The organism is Nocardia sp. NPDC057227, assembly GCF_042669725.1.
GTDB classification, from domain to species: domain Bacteria; phylum Actinomycetota; class Actinomycetes; order Mycobacteriales; family Mycobacteriaceae; genus Nocardia; species Nocardia asteroides_A.
This window is the reverse complement of record NZ_JBHUXA010000014.1, coordinates 27,117-48,594: the sequence shown is the minus strand read 5'-3', so window position 1 is coordinate 48,594 and position 21,478 is coordinate 27,117. Positions and strand designations below refer to the sequence as shown.

23 protein-coding genes are annotated in these 21,478 nt (G+C 70.7%); 7 read left to right on the top strand and 16 right to left on the bottom strand.

Annotation, left to right across the window (positions count from 1 at the left end):
• The first annotated feature begins 112 nt into the window (after positions 1–112).
• The 5 genes from ACFUJ1_RS20315 to ACFUJ1_RS20295 all read left to right on the top strand — a co-directional run bounded on the left by ACFUJ1_RS20315 (position 113) and on the right by ACFUJ1_RS20295 (position 5,809).
• Positions 113–1,246, top strand: coding sequence for an MCE family protein (locus tag ACFUJ1_RS20315; protein ID WP_378647836.1), 1,134 nt, complete (start codon positions 113–115; stop codon positions 1,244–1,246).
• A 7-nt stretch (positions 1,247–1,253) separates the two neighbouring features.
• Complete coding sequence (locus tag ACFUJ1_RS20310) at positions 1,254–2,096, top strand: SDR family NAD(P)-dependent oxidoreductase (protein WP_378647705.1); 843 nt, start codon at positions 1,254–1,256, stop codon at positions 2,094–2,096.
• A 100-nt stretch (positions 2,097–2,196) separates the two neighbouring features.
• On the top strand, positions 2,197–3,585 hold the full coding sequence (locus ACFUJ1_RS20305) for a glutamate decarboxylase (RefSeq protein ID WP_378647704.1): 1,389 nt from the start codon (positions 2,197–2,199) through the stop codon (positions 3,583–3,585).
• A gap of 550 nt (positions 3,586–4,135) precedes the next feature.
• On the top strand, positions 4,136–5,482 hold the full coding sequence (locus ACFUJ1_RS20300; RefSeq protein WP_378647703.1) for a hypothetical protein: 1,347 nt from the start codon (positions 4,136–4,138) through the stop codon (positions 5,480–5,482).
• Between the two features lie 30 nt (positions 5,483–5,512).
• Positions 5,513–5,809, top strand: coding sequence for an MTH1187 family thiamine-binding protein (locus tag ACFUJ1_RS20295; protein ID WP_378647702.1), 297 nt, complete (start codon positions 5,513–5,515; stop codon positions 5,807–5,809).
• Between the two features lie 43 nt (positions 5,810–5,852).
• On the opposite strand, the gene ACFUJ1_RS20290 is transcribed toward ACFUJ1_RS20295, so the two are convergent.
• The 4 genes from ACFUJ1_RS20290 to ACFUJ1_RS20275 form a co-directional block, all read right to left on the bottom strand.
• Positions 5,853–7,847, bottom strand: a complete 1,995-nt coding sequence (locus ACFUJ1_RS20290; protein ID WP_378647701.1) for a 5-oxoprolinase/urea amidolyase family protein — start codon at positions 7,845–7,847, stop codon at positions 5,853–5,855.
• Positions 7,844–8,461, bottom strand: a complete 618-nt coding sequence (locus tag ACFUJ1_RS20285) for an urea amidolyase associated protein UAAP2 (RefSeq protein ID WP_233020569.1) — start codon at positions 8,459–8,461, stop codon at positions 7,844–7,846. The genes ACFUJ1_RS20290 and ACFUJ1_RS20285 overlap by 4 nt, the downstream gene beginning before the upstream one ends.
• A complete protein-coding gene (locus tag ACFUJ1_RS20280) occupies positions 8,458–9,210 on the bottom strand; it encodes a DUF1989 domain-containing protein (RefSeq protein ID WP_378647700.1) in 753 nt (250 codons plus the stop codon). Before ACFUJ1_RS20280 ends, ACFUJ1_RS20285 begins: the two co-directional genes overlap by 4 nt.
• A 208-nt stretch (positions 9,211–9,418) precedes the next feature.
• A complete protein-coding gene (locus tag ACFUJ1_RS20275; RefSeq protein WP_378647699.1) occupies positions 9,419–10,933 on the bottom strand; it encodes an amino acid permease in 1,515 nt (504 codons plus the stop codon).
• Positions 10,934–11,139: 206 nt separating this feature from the next.
• Here ACFUJ1_RS20275 and ACFUJ1_RS20270 point away from each other — a divergent pair, with 206 nt between their 5' ends.
• The gene (locus ACFUJ1_RS20270) at positions 11,140–11,799 is read left to right on the top strand and encodes a TetR/AcrR family transcriptional regulator (RefSeq protein ID WP_378647698.1); all 660 of its coding nucleotides are present in this window, start codon (positions 11,140–11,142) and stop codon (positions 11,797–11,799) included.
• A gap of 51 nt (positions 11,800–11,850) precedes the next feature.
• On the opposite strand, the gene dapA is transcribed toward ACFUJ1_RS20270, so the two are convergent.
• A complete protein-coding gene (gene dapA / locus ACFUJ1_RS20265; RefSeq protein ID WP_378647697.1) occupies positions 11,851–12,744 on the bottom strand; it encodes a 4-hydroxy-tetrahydrodipicolinate synthase in 894 nt (297 codons plus the stop codon).
• Positions 12,745–12,814: 70 nt separating this feature from the next.
• Here dapA and ACFUJ1_RS20260 point away from each other — a divergent pair, with 70 nt between their 5' ends.
• A complete protein-coding gene (locus ACFUJ1_RS20260; RefSeq protein ID WP_378647696.1) occupies positions 12,815–13,693 on the top strand; it encodes a LysR family transcriptional regulator in 879 nt (292 codons plus the stop codon).
• Between the two features lie 42 nt (positions 13,694–13,735).
• Here the strand turns inward: ACFUJ1_RS20260 and ACFUJ1_RS20255 are convergent, their stop codons facing one another.
• The 11 genes from ACFUJ1_RS20255 to ACFUJ1_RS20205 all read right to left on the bottom strand — a co-directional run bounded on the left by ACFUJ1_RS20255 (position 13,736) and on the right by ACFUJ1_RS20205 (position 21,472).
• Positions 13,736–14,044 (bottom strand): hypothetical protein, encoded by a 309-nt coding sequence (locus ACFUJ1_RS20255; protein WP_378647695.1) that lies wholly within the window; start codon positions 14,042–14,044, stop codon positions 13,736–13,738.
• 5 nt (positions 14,045–14,049) lie between these two features.
• Positions 14,050–15,297, bottom strand: coding sequence for a polymorphic toxin type 37 domain-containing protein (locus tag ACFUJ1_RS20250; protein ID WP_378647694.1), 1,248 nt, complete (start codon positions 15,295–15,297; stop codon positions 14,050–14,052).
• A 1-nt stretch (position 15,298) separates the two neighbouring features.
• Positions 15,299–15,490, bottom strand: a complete 192-nt coding sequence (locus ACFUJ1_RS20245) for a WXG100 family type VII secretion target (protein WP_378647693.1) — start codon at positions 15,488–15,490, stop codon at positions 15,299–15,301.
• A gap of 105 nt (positions 15,491–15,595) precedes the next feature.
• Positions 15,596–15,901, bottom strand: coding sequence for a WXG100 family type VII secretion target (locus ACFUJ1_RS20240; RefSeq protein ID WP_378647692.1), 306 nt, complete (start codon positions 15,899–15,901; stop codon positions 15,596–15,598).
• Positions 15,902–15,922: 21 nt separating this feature from the next.
• Positions 15,923–17,335 carry a TerD family protein gene (locus ACFUJ1_RS20235; protein ID WP_378647834.1) on the bottom strand — a complete coding sequence of 471 codons (1,413 nt, stop codon included), beginning with the start codon at positions 17,333–17,335 and terminating at the stop codon, positions 15,923–15,925.
• A 44-nt stretch (positions 17,336–17,379) separates the two neighbouring features.
• The gene (locus ACFUJ1_RS20230; RefSeq protein ID WP_378647691.1) at positions 17,380–17,913 is read right to left on the bottom strand and encodes a hypothetical protein; all 534 of its coding nucleotides are present in this window, start codon (positions 17,911–17,913) and stop codon (positions 17,380–17,382) included.
• An 11-nt stretch (positions 17,914–17,924) separates the two neighbouring features.
• A complete protein-coding gene (locus ACFUJ1_RS20225) occupies positions 17,925–18,725 on the bottom strand; it encodes a family 1 encapsulin nanocompartment shell protein (protein ID WP_378647690.1) in 801 nt (266 codons plus the stop codon).
• Positions 18,722–19,744 carry a Dyp-type peroxidase gene (locus tag ACFUJ1_RS20220; protein WP_378647689.1) on the bottom strand — a complete coding sequence of 341 codons (1,023 nt, stop codon included), beginning with the start codon at positions 19,742–19,744 and terminating at the stop codon, positions 18,722–18,724. The genes ACFUJ1_RS20225 and ACFUJ1_RS20220 overlap by 4 nt, the downstream gene beginning before the upstream one ends.
• Before the next feature lie 27 nt (positions 19,745–19,771).
• Positions 19,772–20,101 carry a cupin domain-containing protein gene (locus tag ACFUJ1_RS20215; protein ID WP_378647688.1) on the bottom strand — a complete coding sequence of 110 codons (330 nt, stop codon included), beginning with the start codon at positions 20,099–20,101 and terminating at the stop codon, positions 19,772–19,774.
• A gap of 70 nt (positions 20,102–20,171) precedes the next feature.
• Positions 20,172–20,669: a dihydrofolate reductase gene (locus ACFUJ1_RS20210; RefSeq protein ID WP_378647687.1), complete on the bottom strand. Its 498-nt coding sequence runs from the start codon at positions 20,667–20,669 to the stop codon at positions 20,172–20,174.
• On the bottom strand, positions 20,666–21,472 hold the full coding sequence (locus ACFUJ1_RS20205) for a thymidylate synthase (protein ID WP_378647685.1): 807 nt from the start codon (positions 21,470–21,472) through the stop codon (positions 20,666–20,668). Before ACFUJ1_RS20205 ends, ACFUJ1_RS20210 begins: the two co-directional genes overlap by 4 nt.
• Positions 21,473–21,478 lie beyond the last annotated feature (6 nt).

The following is a 21,478-nucleotide window of genomic DNA, read 5'->3' as shown; positions in this document are numbered from 1 at the left end:
AAAGCGCTCGTCCGGCGAGAGGTGAACCGTGCAGAAACGCAATGAAGCGTCGGCAAAAACGCAGGCTGCTGTGTTCTGGTCGCTCATCCGCTACAAGGTGGCGGCGCTGGCGATGGTCGCCCTCCTACTAGCCGTGGCCGGGCTCTCGCTAGCCCTCTTCGCCGGGCGGTTCACCGACACCGTCGCGCTCACCGTCGAGGCGCCGCGCAGCGGGCTGGTGCTCGATCCGGACGCCAAGGTCCGGGTGCGCGGGGTGGAGATCGGCTCGGTCGCCTCGGTCGAGTCGATCGGCGACACCGCGCGGCTGGAGCTGCGGGTGGATCCGGAGCGGCTTGAGCTGGTGCCGAGCAATGCCACCGTCGACATCCGCTCGACCACGGTGTTCGGCGCCAAGTACGTGAACTTCGTCATCCCCTCCGATCCCGCGCCGACCGCCATGCGGCCCGGCACGCTGCTGCGCGCGGCTGCGGTGACGGTCGAGTTCGACACCCTCTTCCAGCGGCTGAGCAGGCTGCTCGCCGCGGTGGAGCCGGCCAAGCTCAATGCCACGCTGAGCGCCATCGGCCAGGCGCTGGACGGGCGCGGCGCCAAACTCGGCGACCTGCTCACCCGCTCCGACGCCTACCTCGCCGAGCTGAACCCCAGCCTGCCCGCGCTGGAGCGCGATCTCGCCACCACCGCCCAGGTGACCGGGCTCTACGCCGATACCGCCCCTGACCTGCTGCGCACCGTGGACAACACCACCGTCACCGCCGCCACCATCGAGGAGCGCTCGCAGGACCTCGACGCCATGCTGCTCGGGCTGATCGGGCTCGCCGACACCGGCACCGCGGTGCTCGGCGAGAACGAGCGGGCGCTGACCGAGTCCATCGCCCTGCTCCGCCCCACCGCCGAACTGCTCCTCGAGTACAAGCCGGTGCTGTACTGCCTGGTGGTCGGGATCAACAACGCCATGCCGCTGGCCGAGTCGCTCTTCGGCGGCAACAAGCCGGGCGCCTCGTTCTTCGCCAGCTTCATGTACGGCGCCCCCGCCTACAAGTACCCGGAGGACCTGCCGAAGGTGAACGCCACCGGCGGTCCCAACTGCAGCGGCGTGCTGGACCGGGCGCCGAACAGCCACGCCGACTACATCGTCACCGACACCAACGAGGGTCGGCCCTTCGTGCCCTCCACGCAGGTCACCCCCAACCTGCCGTCGGTATTCCGCCTGCTCTTCGCCGGTATGCCCGGCGTCGGAAACCCCTAGGAGATCCATGCCCGAGTTGTCCGGCCGCGGTGCCGTAGTCGTCGGCGGCACCAGCGGGATCGGCCGCGCCGTCGCCGCCGCGCTGGCCGCCGCGGGGGCCGGGGTGGTGGTGAACGGCCGCGATCCCGCCGCGGTCGATCGCGTTTCGTCCGAGCTCGGTGCTGTCGGCGTACCAGGGTCGGCCGCCTCTGTTGCGGAACAGCTGGTCGCCACCTGCGTCGCCGAGTTCGGCGCCGTGGACGTGCTGGTCAACTGCGCCGGGATCGCGGAGCCGGACGGGTCATCGATCCTCACCGTGCGCCCCGAGGAGTGGCGCACCCTCCTCGACTCCCACCTGGAAACCGTCTTCGCCACCTGCCGAGCCGCCGCCCCGCTGATGGTCGAGCAGGGCCGCGGCACCATCATCAACACCAGCTCCTTCGCCTACCTCGGCGACTACGGCGGCACCGGTTACGCGGCCGGGAAAGGCGCGGTGACCAGCCTGACCCTCGCCATCGCCGCCGAACTCCGCGAACACGGCATCCGCGCGAATGTGGTGTGCCCCGGCGCGCGCACCCGCCTCTCCACCGGTGCCGCCTACGAAGCCAAGATCCACGAGCTCCACCAGCGCGGAATGCTCGACGAACTCTCCACCCAGGGCGCCCTCGACGCCCCACCCCCCGACTACGCAGCCCAGCTCTACCTCTACCTGGCCACCGACCGAGCCAAGGACATCACCGGCCAGATCTTCATCGCCGCAGGCAATTTCGTCGGCCGCTTCGACCGCCCCACCCCCAGCATCGTCGCCTACCGCGACCACAACGGCGAGCCACCGTGGAGCCTGGACGAACTGGAGCGCAAAGTGCAGTGAACCTGGACCGGCACGCCGGGTAGCGCGGAAGCGGGGAACGCTGCCGACCTGCCGATACGCTGGGCCCACCGGATCGCCCGGCCGAGAGGCAGGAGCCGCTATGCCGCTGTCGCACCCGTCCGACCCGCACCCCCGCCGGCCGAAGGAGGTGGCGGTCAACCCGGTGTTCACCAGGGAGCCGATCACCGTGCCGCGGGATCGCATGCCGGAGGGCGAGCTGGACTGCGAGGTCGCGTACCAGGTGGTGCACGACGAGCTCATGCTGGACGGCAATGCCCGGCTCAACCTGGCGACCTTCGTGACCACCTGGATGGAGCCCGCCGCGCAGGAACTCATGCGCGAGTGCTTCGACAAGAACATGATCGACAAGGACGAGTACCCGCGCACCGCGGAGCTGGAGCAGCGCTGTGTGCACATGCTCGCCGACCTGTGGCACGCTCCCGACCCGGCGACCGCGCCCGGCTGTTCGACCACCGGGTCGAGCGAGGCATGCATGCTGGCCGGGCTGGCGCTCAAGCGTCGGTGGCAGCAGCAGCGCAGGGCGGCCGGGCTTCCGGCCGACCGGCCGAACCTGGTGATGGGCGGCAATGTCCAGGTCTGCTGGGACAAGTTCGCCAACTACTGGGACGTCGAGCCCCGCCTGGTGCCGATGGAGGGCGACCGCTTCCACCTCACCGCCGAGGCCGCGCTCCCGTACTGCGACGAGAACACCATCGGCGTCGTCGCCATCCTCGGCTCCACCTTCGACGGCAGCTACGAGCCGGTCGCCGAGATCTGCGCCGCGCTGGACCAGCTGGAGAAGGACAAAGGCTGGAACATCCCGGTGCACGTGGACGGCGCGTCCGGTGCGATGATCGCCCCCTTCTGCGACCCGGACCTGGAGTGGGACTTCCGCCTCCCGCGCGTCGCCTCGATCAATACCTCCGGCCACAAGTACGGCCTGGTCTACCCGGGCGTCGGCTGGGTGCTCTGGCGCGACACCCCCGCGCTCCCCGACGACCTCATCTTCCGGGTCAACTACCTCGGCGGCGAGATGCCGACCTTCGCGCTCAACTTCTCCCGCCCCGGCGCCCAGGTGGTGGCCCAGTACTACTCGTTCCTGCGGCTCGGCCGCACCGGCTACACCCGCATCCAGCAGTACTGCCGCGACGTCGCCACCGGCCTGGCCGAGCGGATCGCCGCGCTCGGCCCGTTCCGCCTGCTCACCGACGGCAGCGAACTCCCGGTCTTCGCCTTCACCCTGGCCGACGGCGAGACCGGCTACTCGGTCTTCGACGTCTCCGCGGCCCTGCGCGAACACGGCTGGCTGGTCCCCGCCTACACCTTCCCGGCCGACCGCGAGGATCTCGCGGCGCTGCGCATCGTCGTGCGCAACGGATTCACCCACGACCTCGCGGACCTGCTGCTCGAGGCTCTCGAGGAGGTCATGCCGCGGCTGCGCGCCCAGGAGCACCCGCAGCACGACACCGCCGGTTTCGCGCACACCTGACTTCGGCCGATCGCGTTACTCCCACAATCTCGCGCAAGGTAGGGGCGGCAAACCCGGATAGATATCGTCATCCACGGTCACAATGACTTCCGGGAAGCATGGCGCCAATTCGTCGGAGACATCTCGAGCGTGTTCGGCGCCGGCGATGAAGTCCAAGCTCAGGGGGCCGGATTCGATATGTATGTGTCGGACTCGACGTGGTGGACCGAGTTCGGTGATTCCATCCGTAGCAGGCGATTTTTTCGTGGACATCGAGCTGAGAGCCTCCGTGTGCAGTGCGCCGCGTAAGGACTGGGAGAAGCGGAGATACCCGGCACCGAGGGCTTTCGCCACCGGCCTACCGCACCGCAGGGCAGTCGGTGCGCCTGACTCGATTCCAGGCGTCTCCCCGGCACCGGGTACCGGCATTTACACTGCCCGGCAGCGTGTTTCAGGCGAAGTACGCGCTGTTGCGATAGCGTTGGCGTGTAGTTCGCGTTCGCCCGGCTCGACGAGTGGTGACGTAGGGGGAAATGTGGTCAGAGGGCGGGCGTGGACCGGATTCGAAGCCGTGGCCCTACAGGAAGCCATGCGCTGTTCGGTGCGGGATTTCGCCGCTCTGCTCGGAGTCGAAATAACGACCGTCGCGAACTGGCGACGCGGACTCGGCACGGTCGTGCCACGTCCGGGTACGCAGGCGATTCTCGATACCGCCTACGCGCAACGGGCGACCGCCGATGACCGCGCCCGGTTCGAGCAGATCGTCGCCGAAGGCGAAGCTGCCTGGCAGGGGCGGCGGCGAGGTGGCAGGAAGTCCACACCGGCCGGGCCTGCTCGGTCGCCCTATGATGAAGTGACATGGTCCCGAGCGCTTCAGGCGGATGATGTGCGACGCAATGACTTCCTGCGGGGGGTGCTCGCCGTGTCGGCAACAATGCTCAGCGACGAGATGATCGCTGCTGCCGCAGGCCCGCTCGACCAGCTTCCCGCTCGCGTCGGGATGGCGCACGTGCAGCGAGTATCGGCATGGGCATCGGTTTTCCGTTCCGCTGACGATTCGGGCCTGCCGGTCGGTGACGAGATGGTGAACCAGGTGCGCGCCGTAGCCGATTACCTGCGAACGGAAATGCCGCAACCGCTCCACCGGGCGATGCACGAAGCAGCGGGGACGTTGTTTCGGGTCGTCGGCTGGGCGCACTACGACCGCGGTAATCACGCTGCGGCGAAGGCCAGCTTCCACGCCGGATGGCACTGCGCTGAACAATCCGATGCCTGGTGGCTTCGGGCCGCCATCCTGACCTGTCTGGCGCGGCAGGCCATCTTCCTCGGTCAGGCCGACGACGCGCTGACGATGCTCGGCATGGCCGGTATGCGGCCCGATCGGCTGTCGCTGCTACGTCGGGCCGACATCGCGGCGGTACAAGCCCGCGCCTTCGGTCAGCTCGGCAATGCCGTCGAATGCCTGCGGGCTGTCGAGCACGCCGAGCAGCTGTTCGCCGAATCCCGGGGCGATGACCACCCGGATGTCGACCACGAAGGCTTCGGCGCCTACTACAGCGACGCTATGCTTCGCGGCGATGCAGCCCAGGGCGTATTCGATCTGGCTTACCGGCGAGAGACCGAAGTGGAGCGAACCATCGGCAGGCTGCGCGTCGCGCTGACGCTTCCCGACGAACAGATTCGCTCGAGACGACTCGGCCTGATGCAACTGTCCGCCTTGCAGCTTCGGCACGGTGATGGTGACGAGGGGGTGCTCCTCGGCCGGCAAGCGCTCGGCGACGCCGTTGGAACCGGCTCCGCTCGAATCATCGACGGACTTCGAACTGTTCGGCAGGCCGCCAAGCACGCTCAGCAGAAGCAGGTGATCGGTGCCGCCGAACTCCACCGCGACATCGCCGATCTCCTTCCCGCCTCATAGTCACGAAGACCAGCGAAGTAGGAGGCACAGGTGATCATCGCGTTCTCGATCACGCCCATGGGGAACGGCGAAAGCGTCGGTGCGGGAGTTGCCGAAGCGGTGCGGGTCATCCGCGCGAGCGGGTTACCCAACGAGACCAATGCTCTGTTCACAACCATCGAGGGAGAGTGGGACGAGGTGATGGGGGTGATCAAGCAGGCCATCGACGCTGTGCTGGTTGTCGCGCCGCGAGCCGGCATCGTTCTGAAGGGCGACATCCGGCCCGGCGTCACCGATGCGATGACAGGGAAGGTCGAATCGATCGAGCGGCACCTGGGCGCAAGCTGACCGTGGGAGTCAGCTCAGAGCACTGCGCGTCGCTACCGGACCCCTACAGCTCACCCGCCCGCCGCCAGGACTCCCGCTCGGCCCCGAATGCTTCTTCCTGCCGACCCCGGAACTCCGCGATGGAATCCGCCTCGGCATCCAGGAACCCGCGGTACTCCGCGAGCGAGAAGGAACCGTCCTCGGTGCGCACGTCTCCGGTGAAGTCGGCGCGCAGGTCGAGCAGTTCGTCCGCTTCGACCGGGTACCAGCGGATCCGGTCGAAGAACCGCAGCATCCAGGGGTCGTCGGAACCGGTGGCGCGGTGGTTCCACACCTGGGTGGTGCGGCCGACGAACTGGTACCCGCCCGGCCCTTCCATGCCGTAGATGCACATGTAGGCGCCGCCGATGCCGACGGCGTTCTCGGGGGTCCAGGTGCGGGCGGGGTTGTACTTGGTGGTGACCAGGCGGTGCCTGGGGTCGGTGGGGGTGGCGACCGGGGCGCCCAGGTAGACGTCGCCGAGTCCGAGTACGAGGTACTCGGCATCGAAGACGGTGTCGTACACCTCCTGGACCGAGTCCAAACCGTTGACGCGCCGGATGAACTCGATGTTCCACGGGCACCAGGGCGCGTCGGCGCGGACGCCGTGCATGTAGCGGGTGATGGCCTCGCGGGTGGCTGGGTCGTCCCAGGAGAGCGGGAGGTGCACGGTCCGGCTGGGGACCACCAGGTCGCCGGCCGCCGGGATGGCGGATTCCGCCTCCGCGAGCAGGTCGAGCAGCCGGGGGACCGGGAGCAGCGCCGGATCGACCCGGATCTGCAGCGAGCGGATGCCAGGGGTGAGCTCGGTGATGCCGCGCGGGCGGTCGGCGAGCAGGTGCTGGTGCAGCGCGTGCACGCGGGCGCGGAGCGCGAGGTCCAGGGTCATTTCGCCGTATTCGACGAGGACGCCGTGGTCGCCCGCGCGCCGGTAGGTCACCGAGGTCTCGTCGTCGACGTGGCCGCGGCGCAGCACGCCGTTGTCGCCGTCGCCGCCGGCGCTGAGCACGATCGGGAAACCGGCGCGACGTTCCCGGCCGAGCGCGCGCAGCGGGGCGGTGGCGGCACTGCGCACCGGGACGAAGCGCACGGTGTCGCCGGGGGCGAGCTGGCCGAGCTTCCAGCGGTCGGCGGCGGTCACCGTGACCGGGCAGACGAAACCGCCGAGGCTGGGACCGTCCGGGCCGAGCAGGATGGGGGTGTCGCCGGTGAAGTCGAGTGCGCCGACGGAGTACGGGGTGTCGTGGATATTGGACGGGTGCAGCCCGGCCTCGCCGCCGTCCGGGCGGGCCCAGGCCGGTTTCGGGCCGATCAGCCGGACGCCGGTGCGGTCGGAGTTGAAGTGCACCTCGTAGGGGGTCGCGTAGAGGGTGTCGATATCGGCGCGGGTGAAGAACTCGGGGGCGCCGTGCGGGCCCTCGGTGACGGCCAGCTGCCAGTGCCGGGTGAGCGCGGGCTGGTGCTCCATCGGCACCGCGCCGGTGGTCGCGTTGACCGGCTCGCCGAGCGGCAGTGTCTCGCCCGCGCGGAGGATTCCGCCGGTGCTGCCGCCGAACTTGCCGAGCGTGAAGGTCGCGCTGCTGCCGAGGTATTCGGGCAGGTCGAGGCCGCCCGCGATCAGCACGTAGACCCGCAGCCCCGGCCCGGTCACCGCGCCGACCTCGAGCGTGCCGCCCGCGGGCACGGTCACCGCGCGCCACTGTGGAACCGGATCGCCGTTCACGGTGATCGGAGCGGGGGCGCCGGTCACGCAGACCGCGGTGGCGCGCTCGAAGCGCAGGGTCGGTCCGGCCAGGGTGCACTCGAGGCCGGGTGCGCCCTCCGGATTCCCGACCGAGCGGTTGCCGAGTCGGAACGAGAGATCGTCCATCGGGCCGGACGGCGGGACGCCGACGTGCCAGTACCCGGTGCGGCCCGGCCAGTCCTGGATCGTGCTCAGCGGACCGGGACGCACGACGGTAACGGTCGAGACCTGCGCCAGGTCGTCCGGCAGGAGCACGGAGTCGGTGAGAACGCTCATCGGGTCACCACCATGCGCACCGGCGTCGGGTCGAAGCCGTTGCACGGGTTGTTGATCTGCGGGCAGTTGGAGACCAGCACCAGGGTGTCGATCTCGGCGCGCAGCGTCACCGACTTGCCCGGCGCGGAGAGCCCGTCCACGATGCCGAGCGTGCCGTCCGGCTCCACCGGGACGTTCATGAACCAGTTGATGTTCGAGACCAGGTCGCGCTTGCCGAGCCCCCACTTCAGCGCCTCGGTGAGGAAGTTCTCCACGCAGGCGTGCTGGTGCCTGGTGTGCTGCCCGTAGCGCAGCGTGTTCGACTCCTGCGAGCAGGCGCCCGCCAGGGTGTCGTGGTTGCCGACCTCGTCGGCGAGCACCGTCATGAGCGCGGCGCCGGAGTCGGTGCGCAGCACGCTGCCGGTGGTCAGGAAGATATTGCGCTGCGCGGTCACGGTCGCCTGCGCGCTGTACCGCTCGCCGGCTGGGTCGGCGGCGGAGTAGAGCAGGCAGTCGACGGCCTGGTTGCCGTGCAGGTCGATGATCCGCAGCTGCTCGCCGGCGCGCACCACGGTGGACCAGGGGGCGCAGGCGGCGACGGTCTCGTCGAGGACGAGCGTTTCGGTGCTGGTCATGCCGGGACCCCCTGGTCGCGGGAAGCGGTCCAAGCCGCCTCGGTGTTGTCGACGGCCCGCAGGTACTCCGGGTCCGAATTGGGTTGCAGTGTCAGGTCCGCCGGGGCGGCCCAGGCGACCACGTCCAGTTCGGCGGCCGGGCGCTCGTCCAGCGGGTGGCCGCCGGTCGCCAGCAGCACGGTGACCGGCAGGTGGATCAGCAGGTCGAGCGCGGCGCCAGGCGCGGCGCTGCCGGTGCTCACCAGCGCGCCGTCGGTGTCCACCCGGACCCCGCGGAAGAAGGAGAGCGTCGGCCCGACGTCGGCGGGGGCGAGCCCGTGTTTGGCCGCGCCGAGCCGCAGGGCGTGCCGGACCTCGGGCGTCGGGCCGCAGAGCGCGTCGTGGTGGCCCGAGGTGTCGGCGAGCACCGTGGCTAGCACCCGGCCCTGGTCGGAGAGGAGCGGGTGCCCGGTGCCGAGGTACGCCTGCCACGGGACCTTGAGTGTGTCGGCGACGTTCAGCCGCTCCCACGGGGCCTCGGCGCGCAGCAGCAGGAGGTGCGCGCAGGCGGTGCCGGTGGGGTCGGTGAGGCGGAGGCGGGTGCCGCGGGCAAGGACTCTCGTCAGGTAGCCGCCCGCCGGGATGCGGTCGCGGAGCACGACCTTCGCGGGATCGACGTCCGCGGGCAGTTCGGGTTCGGTGAGCGCGGCGGCGGATGCCTGCGCGCGGGCGTGCGCCCTGGCGGCCGTAGTCGAATCGGTGCTGGTCATCGAGGCTCCTGGTAGTTCGCGAGAGTGTGCTCTGCCCTGCGGTGGTGGTGGCCGGACCGGGTGAACCGACCCGGCGGTCGAATCCGGCACGGCCACACAGCGCGGCCGCCAAGGGGCGTGCGCCGGGCGGCGGCCAGGGGCGGCCGCCGGGTCGGCAGCCACCGCACCGCCGCGGCGGTGGCGACCGGCATCGCCACCGCCGCGCGGATCAGGGGACGAGGGCGGGGGCGGGCTTGTCCGCCACGGTGCGGTAGATCGCGAAGCCGACGCCGACGGCGAGCAGCACGAAGAGCGGCGCGGCCCAGAGCATCCACCAGGAGCCGCCCTCCGGCGTGTACACCTCGGCCCGCGGCCAGGCCAGGTTCACCGTCATGGCGATGCCCCACGCGACCGCGAGCAGGTTGACCGGAATCCCGAAGCGGCCGAGCCCGAACAGCCCCGGCTCGCTCTGCCACCCGCGGAACCGGCGCACCAGCAGCGGCGTGGTCACCAGCAGGTAGGCCAGGTAGAGCGTGGCGATACCGACGCTGGCCAGGGTGGCGAAGATGGCCGAGTTGCCCAGGTTCAGCACCAGCAGCGCGATCCCGACGGCGCCGATCACGATGGCGGGCAGCACCGGCGTGCCGTACCGCGGGTGCACCGCGGCCAGCGCCTTGGCGAAGGGCAGCTTGCCGTCCCGCGCCATCGAGAACAGCAGCCGCGAACCGGCGGTCTGCACGGCCAGCGTGCACACCATGATCGCCACCGCGACGCAGCCGAGCAGCACCGTTCCGGCCGGGCTGTCCAGCTTGGCGGTGAGCACGTAGGCCAGCCCGCCCTCGGCGAGCGCGCCGTCGTCCAGGCTCGGCGCCGCCATCAGCGCGCCGACCAGGATGAGCCCGCCGCCGAGCGCCGATGCGGTGAGCGCGGTGAGAATGGTGCGCGGCGCGACCCGGCGCGGGTTCTTGGTCTCCTCGGAGAGCTCACCGGCCGAGTCGAAGCCGACCATCACGTACGCCGCCATCAGCCCGGAGATCAGGAAGGCCATCCAGTACGGCCCCTCGACCGCCTGCGAGGTGTCGAAGACGACATCCGGCCCGCGCTCCGCGCTGGTGAAGAAGAGCCCGATGATCGCGAGCACGCCGACGATCTCGATGGTCACGCCGATGGAGTTGATCCGCGCCATCAGGTCGATGCCGATCACGTTGATCACCGTGGTCACCACCAGCAGCGCGCTACCGAGCAGCACCGCGTTCATGGCGCCGTCGTGCGAGGTCAGCGCGGTGTCGGTGCCGATGATCTGGAACCCGCTCCAGATGCTCGGCAGCACCACCTGCAGCGCGATCGCCGCGGCCGCCGCGGTGACGATCTGCGCGATGATCATCAGCCAGCCGGCGAACCAGCCGACCATCTCGCCAGCCAGCCGGCGTGACCACTGGTAGATACAGCCCGAGATGGGGTAGCGGGCGGCCAGCTCGGCGAAGTTCAGCGCGACCAGGAACTGGCCGGCGAAGACCAGCGGCCAGGTCCAGAAGAAGGCGGCGCCGCCGAACGAGTACCCGAAGGCGAAGAACTGGAAGATCGTGGTGAGGATGGAGACGAACGAGAAGCCTGCCGCGAACGAGGCGTAGCGCCCCAGCTTGCGGTGCAGCACCGGTTCGTAGCCGAACGTCGCGAGGTCGGCGCCGTCGCGGGTGTCGGACGGCGGGCTCCCGGGGGCGGTGGGTTCCAGGGTGGTGGCCATGATCGGTTCCTTCGGGACGGGCCGAAATATCTATCGGGTGACAGTTTTGACCCGCCGATCGCGTTCCCGGTGACCGCTGTGTATCGCTCCGGTCAAGCGCCGTAACGTCTGCGTTGCGTGAGTTTCTGTCGGATGACAGGAATCTCTCCATGCAGGTCAGGGTGGTGCGAGATGGGTTCGCTCCGGCGCAGTGCCAGAATGGCTGCGTGACGAACCTCGGACCGGGGCGCCCGCGGCTCGAGCAGCGGCGCAGGCACGGGCAGACGCCGCGGGCCGAGATTCTGGACGCCGCGGGGGAGCTCTTCACCACCAAGGGCTACGCCAATACCTCGACCCGCGCGGTCGCCGACGCGGTCGGCATCCGGCAGGCCTCGCTGTACCACCACTTCGCCGCCAAGGACGACATCCTGGACGCGCTGCTCGCCGACACCGTCGCCGGGCCACTGGAATTCGCCGAGGGGTTGGCCGCGCACTCTGCTTCGGCTGCTGTTCGGCTCTACGCGCTCGCGCTCTTCGATGTCAGGCAGCTGTGTGCCGCGCGCTGGAATCTCGGCGCGCTCTACCTGCTCCCCGAGCTGCGCACCGAGCGGTTCGCCGCCTTCCGCCTGCGCCGGGACGAGTTGCGCGGGCACTACGAGGAGCTCGCCCGGCGCGTCCTCGCCGACCTCGGCGCCGTTCCCGGTGCGGAGGTGCTTCCGTTCCGGCTGGTGGAGACGGTGATCAATATTCGCTCCGACGAAGGGGTCGCGCCGGAGTACGCGGAGCACACCATTCCGGAGGCGGTGCTGCGGGTGCTCGGAGCCGAGGGCGCGGTGCGAGCGGAAGCCGTCGCGCTACTGGAATCGCTCGCCGGCACGCGAGGGTAGCGCCGAGGTTGTCCGCGGGTCGCGGACCAGGTCATGCCGCCCGGCGTCCGGTCACCCCCGCGGGAGCAGCCGGAGCCGGTCCACGCAGGCCAGAGCGGTGGCCGTCGACTCCGGGCGCGCGGGGAGCAGGGGGAGGCGGACGTGCGGGCTCGGGATGCGGCCCTCGGCGGCGAGCACGGCCTTGAGTACGGTCGGGTTGGGCTCGGCGAAGAGGGCGCGGGTGAGCGGGACGAGCCGGTGGCCGAGCTGCCGCGCGTGCTCGATCGAGCCCGCGTGCCAGGCGGTGATGAGGTCGGCGTACGGGCTGGCGGCGATATTGGCGCAGGCCAGGATGGCTCCGCTCGCGCCGAGGGCGAGCAGTGGTGCGGTGAAGAGGTCGTCGCCCGCCAGGACCGAGACGTCGGAGGGGAGGTCGGCGAGGAAGGCGATGGTGGTCTCGTCGATGCCGCCGGTGGAGTGCTTGAAACCGGCGATGTTCGGGATGCGGGCGATCCGGCCGAGCGTCTCCGCGCTCAGCGTGCGGCCGGTGCGGTACGGAATGTTGTAGACGATCAGCGGCACCGAGGCCGCGGCGGCGAGCAGCCGGAAGTGCTCGACCACACCGTCTTCGGACGGCCGGGTGTAGTAGGGGACCACGGTGAGCGCGGCGCCGATCCGCGGATCCAGCCCCGCGAGCTGCTCGATCGAGGCGGCGGTGGTGTTCGTGCCCGCGCCCGCGATGAGCGGTGCGCCGAACTCGGCGCAGGCGCTCGCGCAGATCTCGATGACGGTGCCGCGCTCCTCCGGCGTGAGCGCCGCGGCTTCGGCGGTGGTGCCGAGCGCGACCAGCCCGGTGGCGCCGTCGGCGAGCACGGCGTGCGCGAGCGCCTCCAGCGCGTCGGGTGCGAGTTCGCCGGCGGCGGTGAACGGGGTGATCAGCGGGACGTACAGGCCGGTGCGGAGCATGGTTCGACCTTCGCCCCGATCACTCATCAGGTCCAGTTCAGGTTCGCGATGTCGAGGTTAAGCTCAGCTAATGCTCGATGTCCGCAAGCTGCGGCTGCTCCGGGAACTGGCGCACCGCGGCACCATCGCCGCCGTGGCCGACGCGCTGAACTACACCCCGTCGGCGGTGTCGCAGCAGCTCAGCGCGTTGGAACGGGAGACGGGGGTGCCGCTGCTGGAGCGCACCGGCCGCCGGGTCGCGCTGACCCCCGCCGCGCGCGGGCTGGTCGAGCGCACCGAGGAGATCCTGGCGACCCTGCAGCGGGCCGCCGCCGAACTCGCCACCGCGGCAGCGGCGCTCACCGGCACCCTGCGCATCGGCGTCTTCCCCTCCGCCGTGCCCGCCATCCTGACCCCCGCCATCGTGGCGCTGAGCAGCGCGCACCCCGGACTCGATCTCATGGTCACCGAACTGGACCCGGCCTCGGTACCGGACGCGCTGCGCGGCGAGCGGCTCGATATCGCCCTGGTCCAGGAGTACGACTACGTCCCCGTGCGCGCCGACCCCGGGCTGGAGACCGAACCGCTGCTCCGGGAGACCGTCCACCTGGCCGCCCGCACCGCGGAACCGCTCGCCGCGCACCGCGATTCCGCCTGGATCGCCGGGACGCCGGGCACCCTGTGCCACGCGCTCACCGTGCGCGCCTGCGAGGCGGCCGGTTTCACCCCGCGCATCCGGCACCACGCCGATGATTTCGGCGCGGTGCTCGCCTTGGTCGCGGCAGGTCAGGGCGTCGCCTTCGTCCCCGACCTCGGAACCGCCGGTGCGCCGGACGGCGTGGTGCTCACCCCGCTGCCGATCCAGCGCCGGACGCACCTGGCGTATCGCCGCGGCACCGGTGGGCATCCCGCCGTCGCTGCTGCCCGTACCGCGCTCCGTGGCGCCGCCGATCGCTGCGGCGGGGTATGAATTCGAAAACTCTGCACCGGGTGCGGAGTTCGGTGAAACGGGTCAGAGCGAACCTGCTCCGAAGACCTCGTCGTGCCAGGACCGAGCGGGGTCGCTGAACCAGGGCCCGACCGTGTCCGCGTTCAGAACCCGCAGTTCGCGCAGGTCGATGTCGTATCGCCGATAGAGGGCGACGAGGTCGCGCAGGTCCTCTTCATCGACGGTGTCGAACTCGAGGGTGATGTGTAGCGTCCGCAACTCGCCGCGGTACGACGCGACACAGCCGACCTTGTCGAGCCATTCGAAGAATGCCGCCTCGTCGTTGTACGAGTAGTACAGAACACCCGTAGCTTCGAGTACCACATCGGTCATGTCGGTTATCGCCTCTTCCCGCCGGGATAGACATTGTCGTAACTCTTCCCGTCCTGGACATCCCAGTGCGGGCCGCCGTGGGCCGTGGAACCCTTTCCGGTGGGAACCCACACCTTGCCATCGGCGTCGAGCCAACCGAAGCCCCTGCCGTTGGGGGACGGCACCCACTGCTCGCCGCCCTTGGGCGGCACGAACCCCTCGGTGTCTCCGGGCTTTCCGGGTGCCTTCGCCCCGTCCGGATCGTAGGCGTCGGCCGGTGGCTTGCGATTCGCGTTGAACGTGGCGTCCCCGGCGATGGAGAGAATCGTCAGCCCGGTGATGGTGGCGAGCGCACCGGTCGCCAGGGTCGCCGTGCCGAACTGGATTCCACCGAGGGTGGCGAAGAAGGTGCCCGCGATCCGGACGATCGCGGTCGCGGTGACGTCGATGGCGATCCCCTCGGCCGCGAGCGCCCGCGGATTCCGGACCGCCACCAGCGCCACCGCGATGACCACGGACGCCACGACGAGCGTCGCCGCGATCTGCGTGCTGATCTCCGCCCGCATCGCGACGAGCGCGGTGCGATGGCTCGCCGTCGATTTCGCCAGGTCGTCGGCGGCGAGCCGGAGCTGCCCGGCGTTGGTGGAGAGCGTCCGGAGGTGTTCGATCAGGTTGGGGACGTCGGGTGCGTCGAACCGCTGCAGCCCGTCGGCGATGAGCCGCAGCCGCGCTTCCGCGGCGAAGACGGTGTCGTTGTCGACGTACGCCTTCCACGCCTTCGCCGCGCGGTCCAGCTTGTCGGTGTCGCCGTCCGGGACCTCGCCGCCCGCGATCTGCGCGGTCACCTTGTCGAACAGCTCCGGGAAGTCGCTCTCCAGCCCGGGGCCGTTGTTCCGGGAGGACGCGACCCCGGTCACGGTGCTCACCCCGTACGGCGTCTCCGAGGGGATGGTGCGCGGGCAGGCCGGGCCGATGCCCTTGTTCGGATCCCGATTGGCGGCGTAGTTCGCGCACTCCCAGTTGTAGCCGGAGGCGATGAGGATGTCGGCGAAATGCTGGAGCGCGTTGACGAAGTTGGTGGCCGCCAGGGTGAAGGCGGCTGCGTGCTCGTCGTAACTCGCGGACCAGGCCAGCACCGCCGGGTAGCTGCCAGCCATGCCGCCGGTCTCCAGCAGCACCGTCTGCAGCGGGTTGTAGGCCGTCTGCAACTCCCGCGACAGCTGGTAGCAGGCGTCGGCGGCGGTGTAGTAGGAGTGCGGCGCGACCGAGGCCATGTCAGCCCCCGGTCATCCGCAGGTTCACCGCGGACGCCTCGGCATAGGAATCGCGGGCCACGCGCGCGGTCTCCTCCATCCGGGCCAGGCCGTCCAGCAGTTCCCTGGTCGCGGTGAGCCACTCGCGGTGCTCCTCGGCGTAGGCCGTCGCGGCCGCGCCGGTCCACTTCCCGGCCTGCACCAGCTCCTGCACCCGGCGGTCCAGCTCGTCGAGGTGCCCGGCGAGGAACTCCTGGAAGCCGCGGGCGCGGTCACCCGGTCGATGTGCTCGAGGTCGAAGGCGAACTCGTCGGACATGTCAGTCCACGTTCAGCAGGGTCGCGGAGCTCGACGTCTCCTGTTCCTGCTGGGCCGCCACGCTCGCGCCCAGCTTCGCCGCCAGATCGCTGAGCGCGTCGAAGGTCTGCAGCACGCCGTCCCGCATCTCGTCCCAGCCGGTGCGGTAGGCGTCGGCGGCGCTGCCCTGCCAGGTGCCGAAGAGCGCCTGCACCTCGCCGTCCAGCGAACCCGCCCCCGATTTCAGCTGCTCGGCGACATCGGCGGCGTACCGGCCGATCGCCTGGACATCCTCCGGAACCACCCGGAGCGGTGCGTCACCCGTCATATCCCCTCCCGGTGCGTCACCCTACTCCTTGGCCGGTGCGCTCACCCAGGCCAAACCCCACGAATACGCCTCGTCCACCGCCATGTTCAGGAAGAAGGGCGGGCGGGTCGGCGGGGGGATGAAGCGGCCCTCGCGGCGCAGCACCAGGTCGCCTGCGACGTTCTCCAGCATGGCGAGGGCGACCTTGCGCGAGTTGTCGGTACAGCCCGCGACGCTCAGCTCGATGGGCGCTCCGTACACCGGGTGCAGGGTGGCGGTGGCGGTGACGCCGCGGAAGTCGTCGGCGCCCTCGTAGACCGAGGCGAAGACGAGGATGCGTCGGAAGTCGCGGGTGTGGTCGAGGTCGATGAGCAGGTTCTCGCCGTCCGGGCGGCCGGTGCGGTCGTCGGTGTCGAGTTTCAGGAACGGGGGGCCGGAGAGGGTGCCGAACTCGCCGAGCGCGTGCACGATCCCCTTGCTGCCGTCCTGCAGCTCCCACAGGCAGCACAGGTCCAGGTCGAGGGGGCTTTCGGGGGCGCCGCGGCCCGCGATACCGCGGATGGTGGGGATCGACCAGCTCAGGTTGACCCTGAGCAGCCCCGAGGTGGCGCCGACGCTGGTCAGCGACAGGGTCGGCAGTTCCTCGGTCACCGTGACCGGTGCCGTGGGGTAGGGCGCGTTCGCGCGCGGGTTCACCATCGTCGGCTGCGGTGCCCCGCCCCGCGAGTTCGGGTTGACCATCGTCGGGTGCGGCACCCCGCCGCCGACCGGGCCCGGGTTGGGCAGGGTCGGCGCGTTTCGCGCCGGAGCCGAAAAGAATTGCGGCGCAACCGGATCAGCGGCGGGATACTGCTGAGCCGGTGTCGGCCACTGCGCCGGAGCCGCGCTGTCCCGCGCCCCCGGCGCGCCCCCGGCAACCGGACCCGGCCCGCCCGCGGCCGCCCCGGCGCCGGGCACCCCCGCCGCGGCGCCCGACGGCACCTCGGCATCGGGCCCGTCCTCGTCCACCGAAACCCCGTGCGCCACGACCAGCCCTTCCAGCCCGGAGGTGTACCCCTGCCCGACCGCACGGAACTTCCACCCGCCCCCGCGCCGGTACAGCTCCCCGACGACCAGCGCGTTCTCCCCTTCGCCCCGGCACTCGAAGACGGCGACCTCGGCCCCGGTGGTCGAATCGAGCACCCGCGCGGCGAGCGCGCCGAGCGGCTCGTCACCGGCGACGGCGAGGACGACGGCGTCGACCTCGTCCTCGATCCGGGAGAGATCCGCGACCAGCATGTGCGCACGCTCGTAGTGCACCGCCCCGGACGGGTGCGCCGGCTGGTTGAAGAACACGAAGTCGGCGTCGCTGCGCACCCGCCCCCCGGTCAGCAACAGCGCGGCGACGTCCGGCGCCGCCGAGACCTCGATCCGCAGCACCGAGGTCGGCACCGCGACATTGGCGCCCTTCTTCATCGACACTTCAGCCTCCGCGTCTCGCCCCGCACCAGGTATACCGGTCAGCGGGCGGGGGGTGCCAGGCGCCAGTGCCGTTGTAATGCGGTTGCGATCTCCGGCAGCACGGTGATCGGGATCCGCTTCTCCCGCAGCAGCTGCCGCACCTGCAGCACCTGCTCGCGTTTGCGCATCTCGTAGGCGTTGCTCACCGGCCGCAGCACCGGCGGGATGGAGAGCAGCACCAGCTCGGCGTCGCCGGTGAGGTCGAGCGCCAGCGCCCAGCGCTGCTTCTCGTCCAGGGTGAACCGCCCGCCGACCACCCGCTCCCAGTCCAGCGGCCGCGCCGACCACGGGGTGCGCCGCTCGATCCCGCGCTCGGTGAGCACCACGGCATCGCGCCGGAACAGCGTGACCAGCACCGCGATCCCGAGCACCCCGCCGAGCAGCACCCCGGTGACCACCCGGTTCACCCCGAAGAGCGCGACCACCGCGGCGCTGGGCACCGCCGTCACCAGCACCGCCGCCGCGGCGTACAGCGCGATCCGGGAACCGGGGACCACCCCGGCCCGCACCGGGGCCGGGTGCTCCGTCGTCACCGCGTCGTCCATCACGCGGAGAGGCAGACCGCGGCCTCGGAGGTGTACACCAGGAACTGGATGCTCTGCTGGAAGTACAACCGCACCGACTCGGCGTCGTGGGTCAGGTAGCCGATCGAGAGATCCTGGCCGACGCGCAGGTCGAAGTCGCCGCCGCGGCCGGTCAGCACGACGGCGCCGTCGATGGCGGGGGCCCAGATGATCTCGCCGTCGGGCAGCAGCCGCTCGATGTGCGTGCGGATCGGGTGGCCGTGGTCCGAGGTCTCCGAGACCTCGGTGTAGAGCTCGGCGCTGAGCAGCACCGAGTACGGCCCGTCCACGCCGGCCAGCCGCAGCGCGGAGAGCGCCTGCGCGACCGCCTCCGGCACCAGCCTGATGTCGGTGGGCAGCGCGATCGGCCGGTTCGAGGCGCTGGCCCTGATGCCCTTGATGCCGGCGGCCGGGTACCCCTCGAAGACCGCGCGGTCCTCGGCGAAGGCGATCTTGCGGGCGGCGTCCTTGACCGGATCCAGATCGGTGTCCTGCGACCCGCGCTCGACATTGTCGAGCTCCTCGCGGGAGAGCGTGAACGGCACCCGCAGCTCCACCAGCGGCGCCACCACCCGCTGCCGCGCCTCGACGCCCTCGTCCGGCGCGGCGATCGGGCTGGTGCGGCCGAGCCCGACGGCGTTGTAGTCCACCCCGAACGGCCCGGAGACGTCGACCACGCGGCGCCCGGCGATATGCCGCTTGAAGGTGCGGGTGGCCTCCTCCTCGATCTGCGCCCAGGCCTCCGGCGTGATCGGCGCGAGTTCGCGGTGCAGGTTGTTCATCGGTTGGTGCTCCTTTTCAGCGTGCCGATTCCCAGCGAGCCGTCGGCCGGTCGGGCAACGGCGGATGCCGCAGGCCGCTCCGGCGGATCGGGCAGGTCGTCGAAGAAGTCGTTCGGCGGCGTGAAGAACAGCGTGCCGGTGACCGCGACGGAGAAGTCCAGGATGCGGTCGTAGGCGGCGTCCGGGGTGCCGGTGAACATGCGCTCCAGCATCCGCTCGGTGACGCTGGGCGTGGCCGCGTAGCCGACGAAGTAGGTGCCGAACTCGCCGTCCTTGACGCTGCCGAACGGCATGTTGGCGCGCAGGATCTGCCGCTCGGTGCCGTCTTCGTCGATGATCGTGTTCACCGCGACGTGCGAATCCGGCGGCTTCACCTCGTCGGCCATCTCGAAGTCGTCCAGCTTGGTGCGGCCGATCACCTTCTCCTGCTCCGGCACCGGCAGCGCCCGCCACTTGTCCATCGGGTGCACGTACTTCTGCACGATGACGTAGCTGCCGCCCGCGAAATCCGGGTCCTCGTCGCCGATCAGCGCGGTGCGGCCGGCGTCCGACTGCGGGGTGGCGCCCTCCGGGTTCTCCGTGCCGTCGACGAAGCCGAGCAGGTCGCGCTGCTCGAAGTAGCGGAAGCCGACCGTCTCGTCCACGATCCGCACCGCGTCACCGAGCCGGTCGCCGATCACCATGGCCAGCTCGAAGCAGGCGTCGTGCACCTCGGCCTTGATGTGGAAAAGCAGGTCGCCCGGGGTCGAGGGGGCGCTGTGCACCGCGCCCTGGAAGGTTCGGAACTCGTGCAGCTCGGCCGGGCGCGGCCCGGCGAAGAGCCGGTCCCACGCCGCCGACCCGATGGAGGCGACGCAGGTCAGCCCGGCGCCTGGCAACCGGAAGCCGACCGAGCGGCGGAGCCCGGGCAGGTCGGCGAGCAGGTCACGGACCACCGGCTCGCCACCCTCGGCAATCGTGGCGACGAGGAAGATGGCGGCCGGTGTGAGCGGTTCGAGGATCGGCTGTGGCTCACCCATGCCCGCCAGCCTAGAGCGTCGGCGCGCTCAGGACTTCGCGACGGTCAGCAGAAACGCCACATCATCCACAGCCTGCACGCTGTGCCGCGCCCTGGGGACAACCAGCAGGTCGCCCGCCGACCCCTTCCACTCGGTGGTCCCGCTGATCAGGATCAACGTCCCACTGATGACCAGCAGCGTCGCCTCCCCGGCATTGTCGTGCTCGCCCAGGCTCTGCCCCGCGGTGAGCGCGACCACGGTCTGCCGCAGGGCATTGGCGTGTCCCCCGAACAGGGTCTGCGAGCTTCGGCCGCTGGTCGCGGTCGCCGCGAGCTTCAGCTGCTGCCGGGCCACCGCAGTGAGCGATTTCTTGTCCATGACAACCTTTCGCGCCGACAGGTGCTGATGTTCTGGAGTATGCCCGACCCCCGGCGGCGATATGCCGGGTTCAGCCGTCCGCGCGCCGATACCGGCGAATGCGGTAGCGGACGCCGGTGCCGGACAGCTCCCACGGCACGTCGTCGGCGGACCATTCGGCGCCGAGGGCGGGGGCGAAGCTGTCGCCCGCCACCTCCAGATCGACCTCGGTGACGGCGAGGTCGGTGGCGGCGGTGAGCGCGTCCCGGTAGATCTCGGCGCCGCCGATCACCCAGACCGTGCCGGTGCCCGCCAGCGCGAGCGCGGCCGGGATCGAGGGGGCAGGCTCGGCGCCGTCGCCGCGCCACTCCGGCTGCCTGGTGACGACGATATTGCGGCGGCCGGGCAGCGGGCGGAACCGCGCGGGCAGCGAATCCCAGGTGCGGCGGCCCATGATCACCGGGTGGTCGGCGGTGGTCGCCTTGAAGTGCGCGACGTCCTCCGGCACCCGCCACGGAATTCCGTTGTCCCTGCCGATGACCCCGGCCGGGGTCTGCGCCCAGATCAGCCCGACGGTCCGCGCGGTCACACCGCCACCGGCGCCTTGATGGTCGGGTGGTGCTGGTAGCCGAGGATCTCGACATCGTCGTAGTCGTAGGAGAACAGCGAATCCGCCGCGCGCAGCCGCAGCTCGGGGAAGGGATAGGGGTCGCGGCCGAGCTGCTCGGTGACCTGCGCGACGTGGTTGTCGTAGATGTGGCAGTCGCCGCCGGTCCAGACGAACTCGCCGACGCCGAGCCCGGCCTGCTGCGCCACCATGTGCGTGAGCAGGGAGTACGAGGCGATATTGAACGGGACGCCGAGGAAGAGGTCGGCGCTGCGCTGGTACAGCTGGCAGGAGAGCTTGCCGTCCGCGACGTAGAACTGGAACAGCGCATGGCACGGCGCGAGCGCCATCTTGTGCAGTTCGGAGACGTTCCACGCGGAGACCAGCATGCGCCGGGAGTCCGGGTCGGTGCGCAGGGTCTCCAGCACGCCGGCGATCTGGTCGATGTGGCGACCGTCGGGGGTGGGCCATGACCGCCACTGCACGCCGTAGACCGGGCCGAGTTCGCCGTCCGGGCCGGCCCAGTCGTCCCAGATCTTCACCCCGCGCTCCTGCAGCCAGCGCGCGTTGGAGTCGCCGCGGAGGAACCAGAGCAGCTCGTAGACCACCGACTTGAGGTGCACGCGCTTCGTCGTGACCAGCGGGAACCCGGCGCTCAGGTCGTAGCGCAGCTGGTGGCCGAAGACGCTGCGGGTGCCGGTGCCGGTGCGATCGCCCTTGGCGGTTCCGGTGCTCAGGACCAGGCGGAGCAGGTCCTCGTACTGGGTGTCCGGCGCAGTCGTCACACGTCG

Bases quoted from the DNA above. Each gene is read 5' to 3' on its own strand.
- ACFUJ1_RS20315 (WP_378647836.1), top strand. From the start codon at position 113: ATGGTCGCCCTCCTACTAGCCGTGGCCGGGCTCTCGCTAGCCCTCTTC.
- ACFUJ1_RS20310 (WP_378647705.1), top strand. From the start codon at position 1,254: ATGCCCGAGTTGTCCGGCCGCGGTGCCGTAGTCGTCGGCGGCACCAGC.
- ACFUJ1_RS20305 (WP_378647704.1), top strand. From the start codon at position 2,197: ATGCCGCTGTCGCACCCGTCCGACCCGCACCCCCGCCGGCCGAAGGAG.
- ACFUJ1_RS20290 (WP_378647701.1), bottom strand. From the start codon at position 7,847: ATGAGCGTTCTCACCGACTCCGTGCTCCTGCCGGACGACCTGGCGCAG.
- ACFUJ1_RS20285 (WP_233020569.1), bottom strand. From the start codon at position 8,461: ATGACCAGCACCGAAACGCTCGTCCTCGACGAGACCGTCGCCGCCTGC.
- ACFUJ1_RS20280 (WP_378647700.1), bottom strand. From the start codon at position 9,210: ATGACCAGCACCGATTCGACTACGGCCGCCAGGGCGCACGCCCGCGCG.
- ACFUJ1_RS20275 (WP_378647699.1), bottom strand. From the start codon at position 10,933: ATGGCCACCACCCTGGAACCCACCGCCCCCGGGAGCCCGCCGTCCGAC.
- dapA (WP_378647697.1), bottom strand. From the start codon at position 12,744: ATGCTCCGCACCGGCCTGTACGTCCCGCTGATCACCCCGTTCACCGCC.
- ACFUJ1_RS20260 (WP_378647696.1), top strand. From the start codon at position 12,815: ATGCTCGATGTCCGCAAGCTGCGGCTGCTCCGGGAACTGGCGCACCGC.
- ACFUJ1_RS20255 (WP_378647695.1), bottom strand. From the start codon at position 14,044: ATGACCGATGTGGTACTCGAAGCTACGGGTGTTCTGTACTACTCGTAC.
- ACFUJ1_RS20250 (WP_378647694.1), bottom strand. From the start codon at position 15,297: ATGGCCTCGGTCGCGCCGCACTCCTACTACACCGCCGCCGACGCCTGC.
- ACFUJ1_RS20240 (WP_378647692.1), bottom strand. From the start codon at position 15,901: ATGACGGGTGACGCACCGCTCCGGGTGGTTCCGGAGGATGTCCAGGCG.
- ACFUJ1_RS20235 (WP_378647834.1), bottom strand. From the start codon at position 17,335: ATGAAGAAGGGCGCCAATGTCGCGGTGCCGACCTCGGTGCTGCGGATC.
- ACFUJ1_RS20225 (WP_378647690.1), bottom strand. From the start codon at position 18,725: ATGAACAACCTGCACCGCGAACTCGCGCCGATCACGCCGGAGGCCTGG.
- ACFUJ1_RS20220 (WP_378647689.1), bottom strand. From the start codon at position 19,744: ATGGGTGAGCCACAGCCGATCCTCGAACCGCTCACACCGGCCGCCATC.
- ACFUJ1_RS20215 (WP_378647688.1), bottom strand. From the start codon at position 20,101: ATGGACAAGAAATCGCTCACTGCGGTGGCCCGGCAGCAGCTGAAGCTC.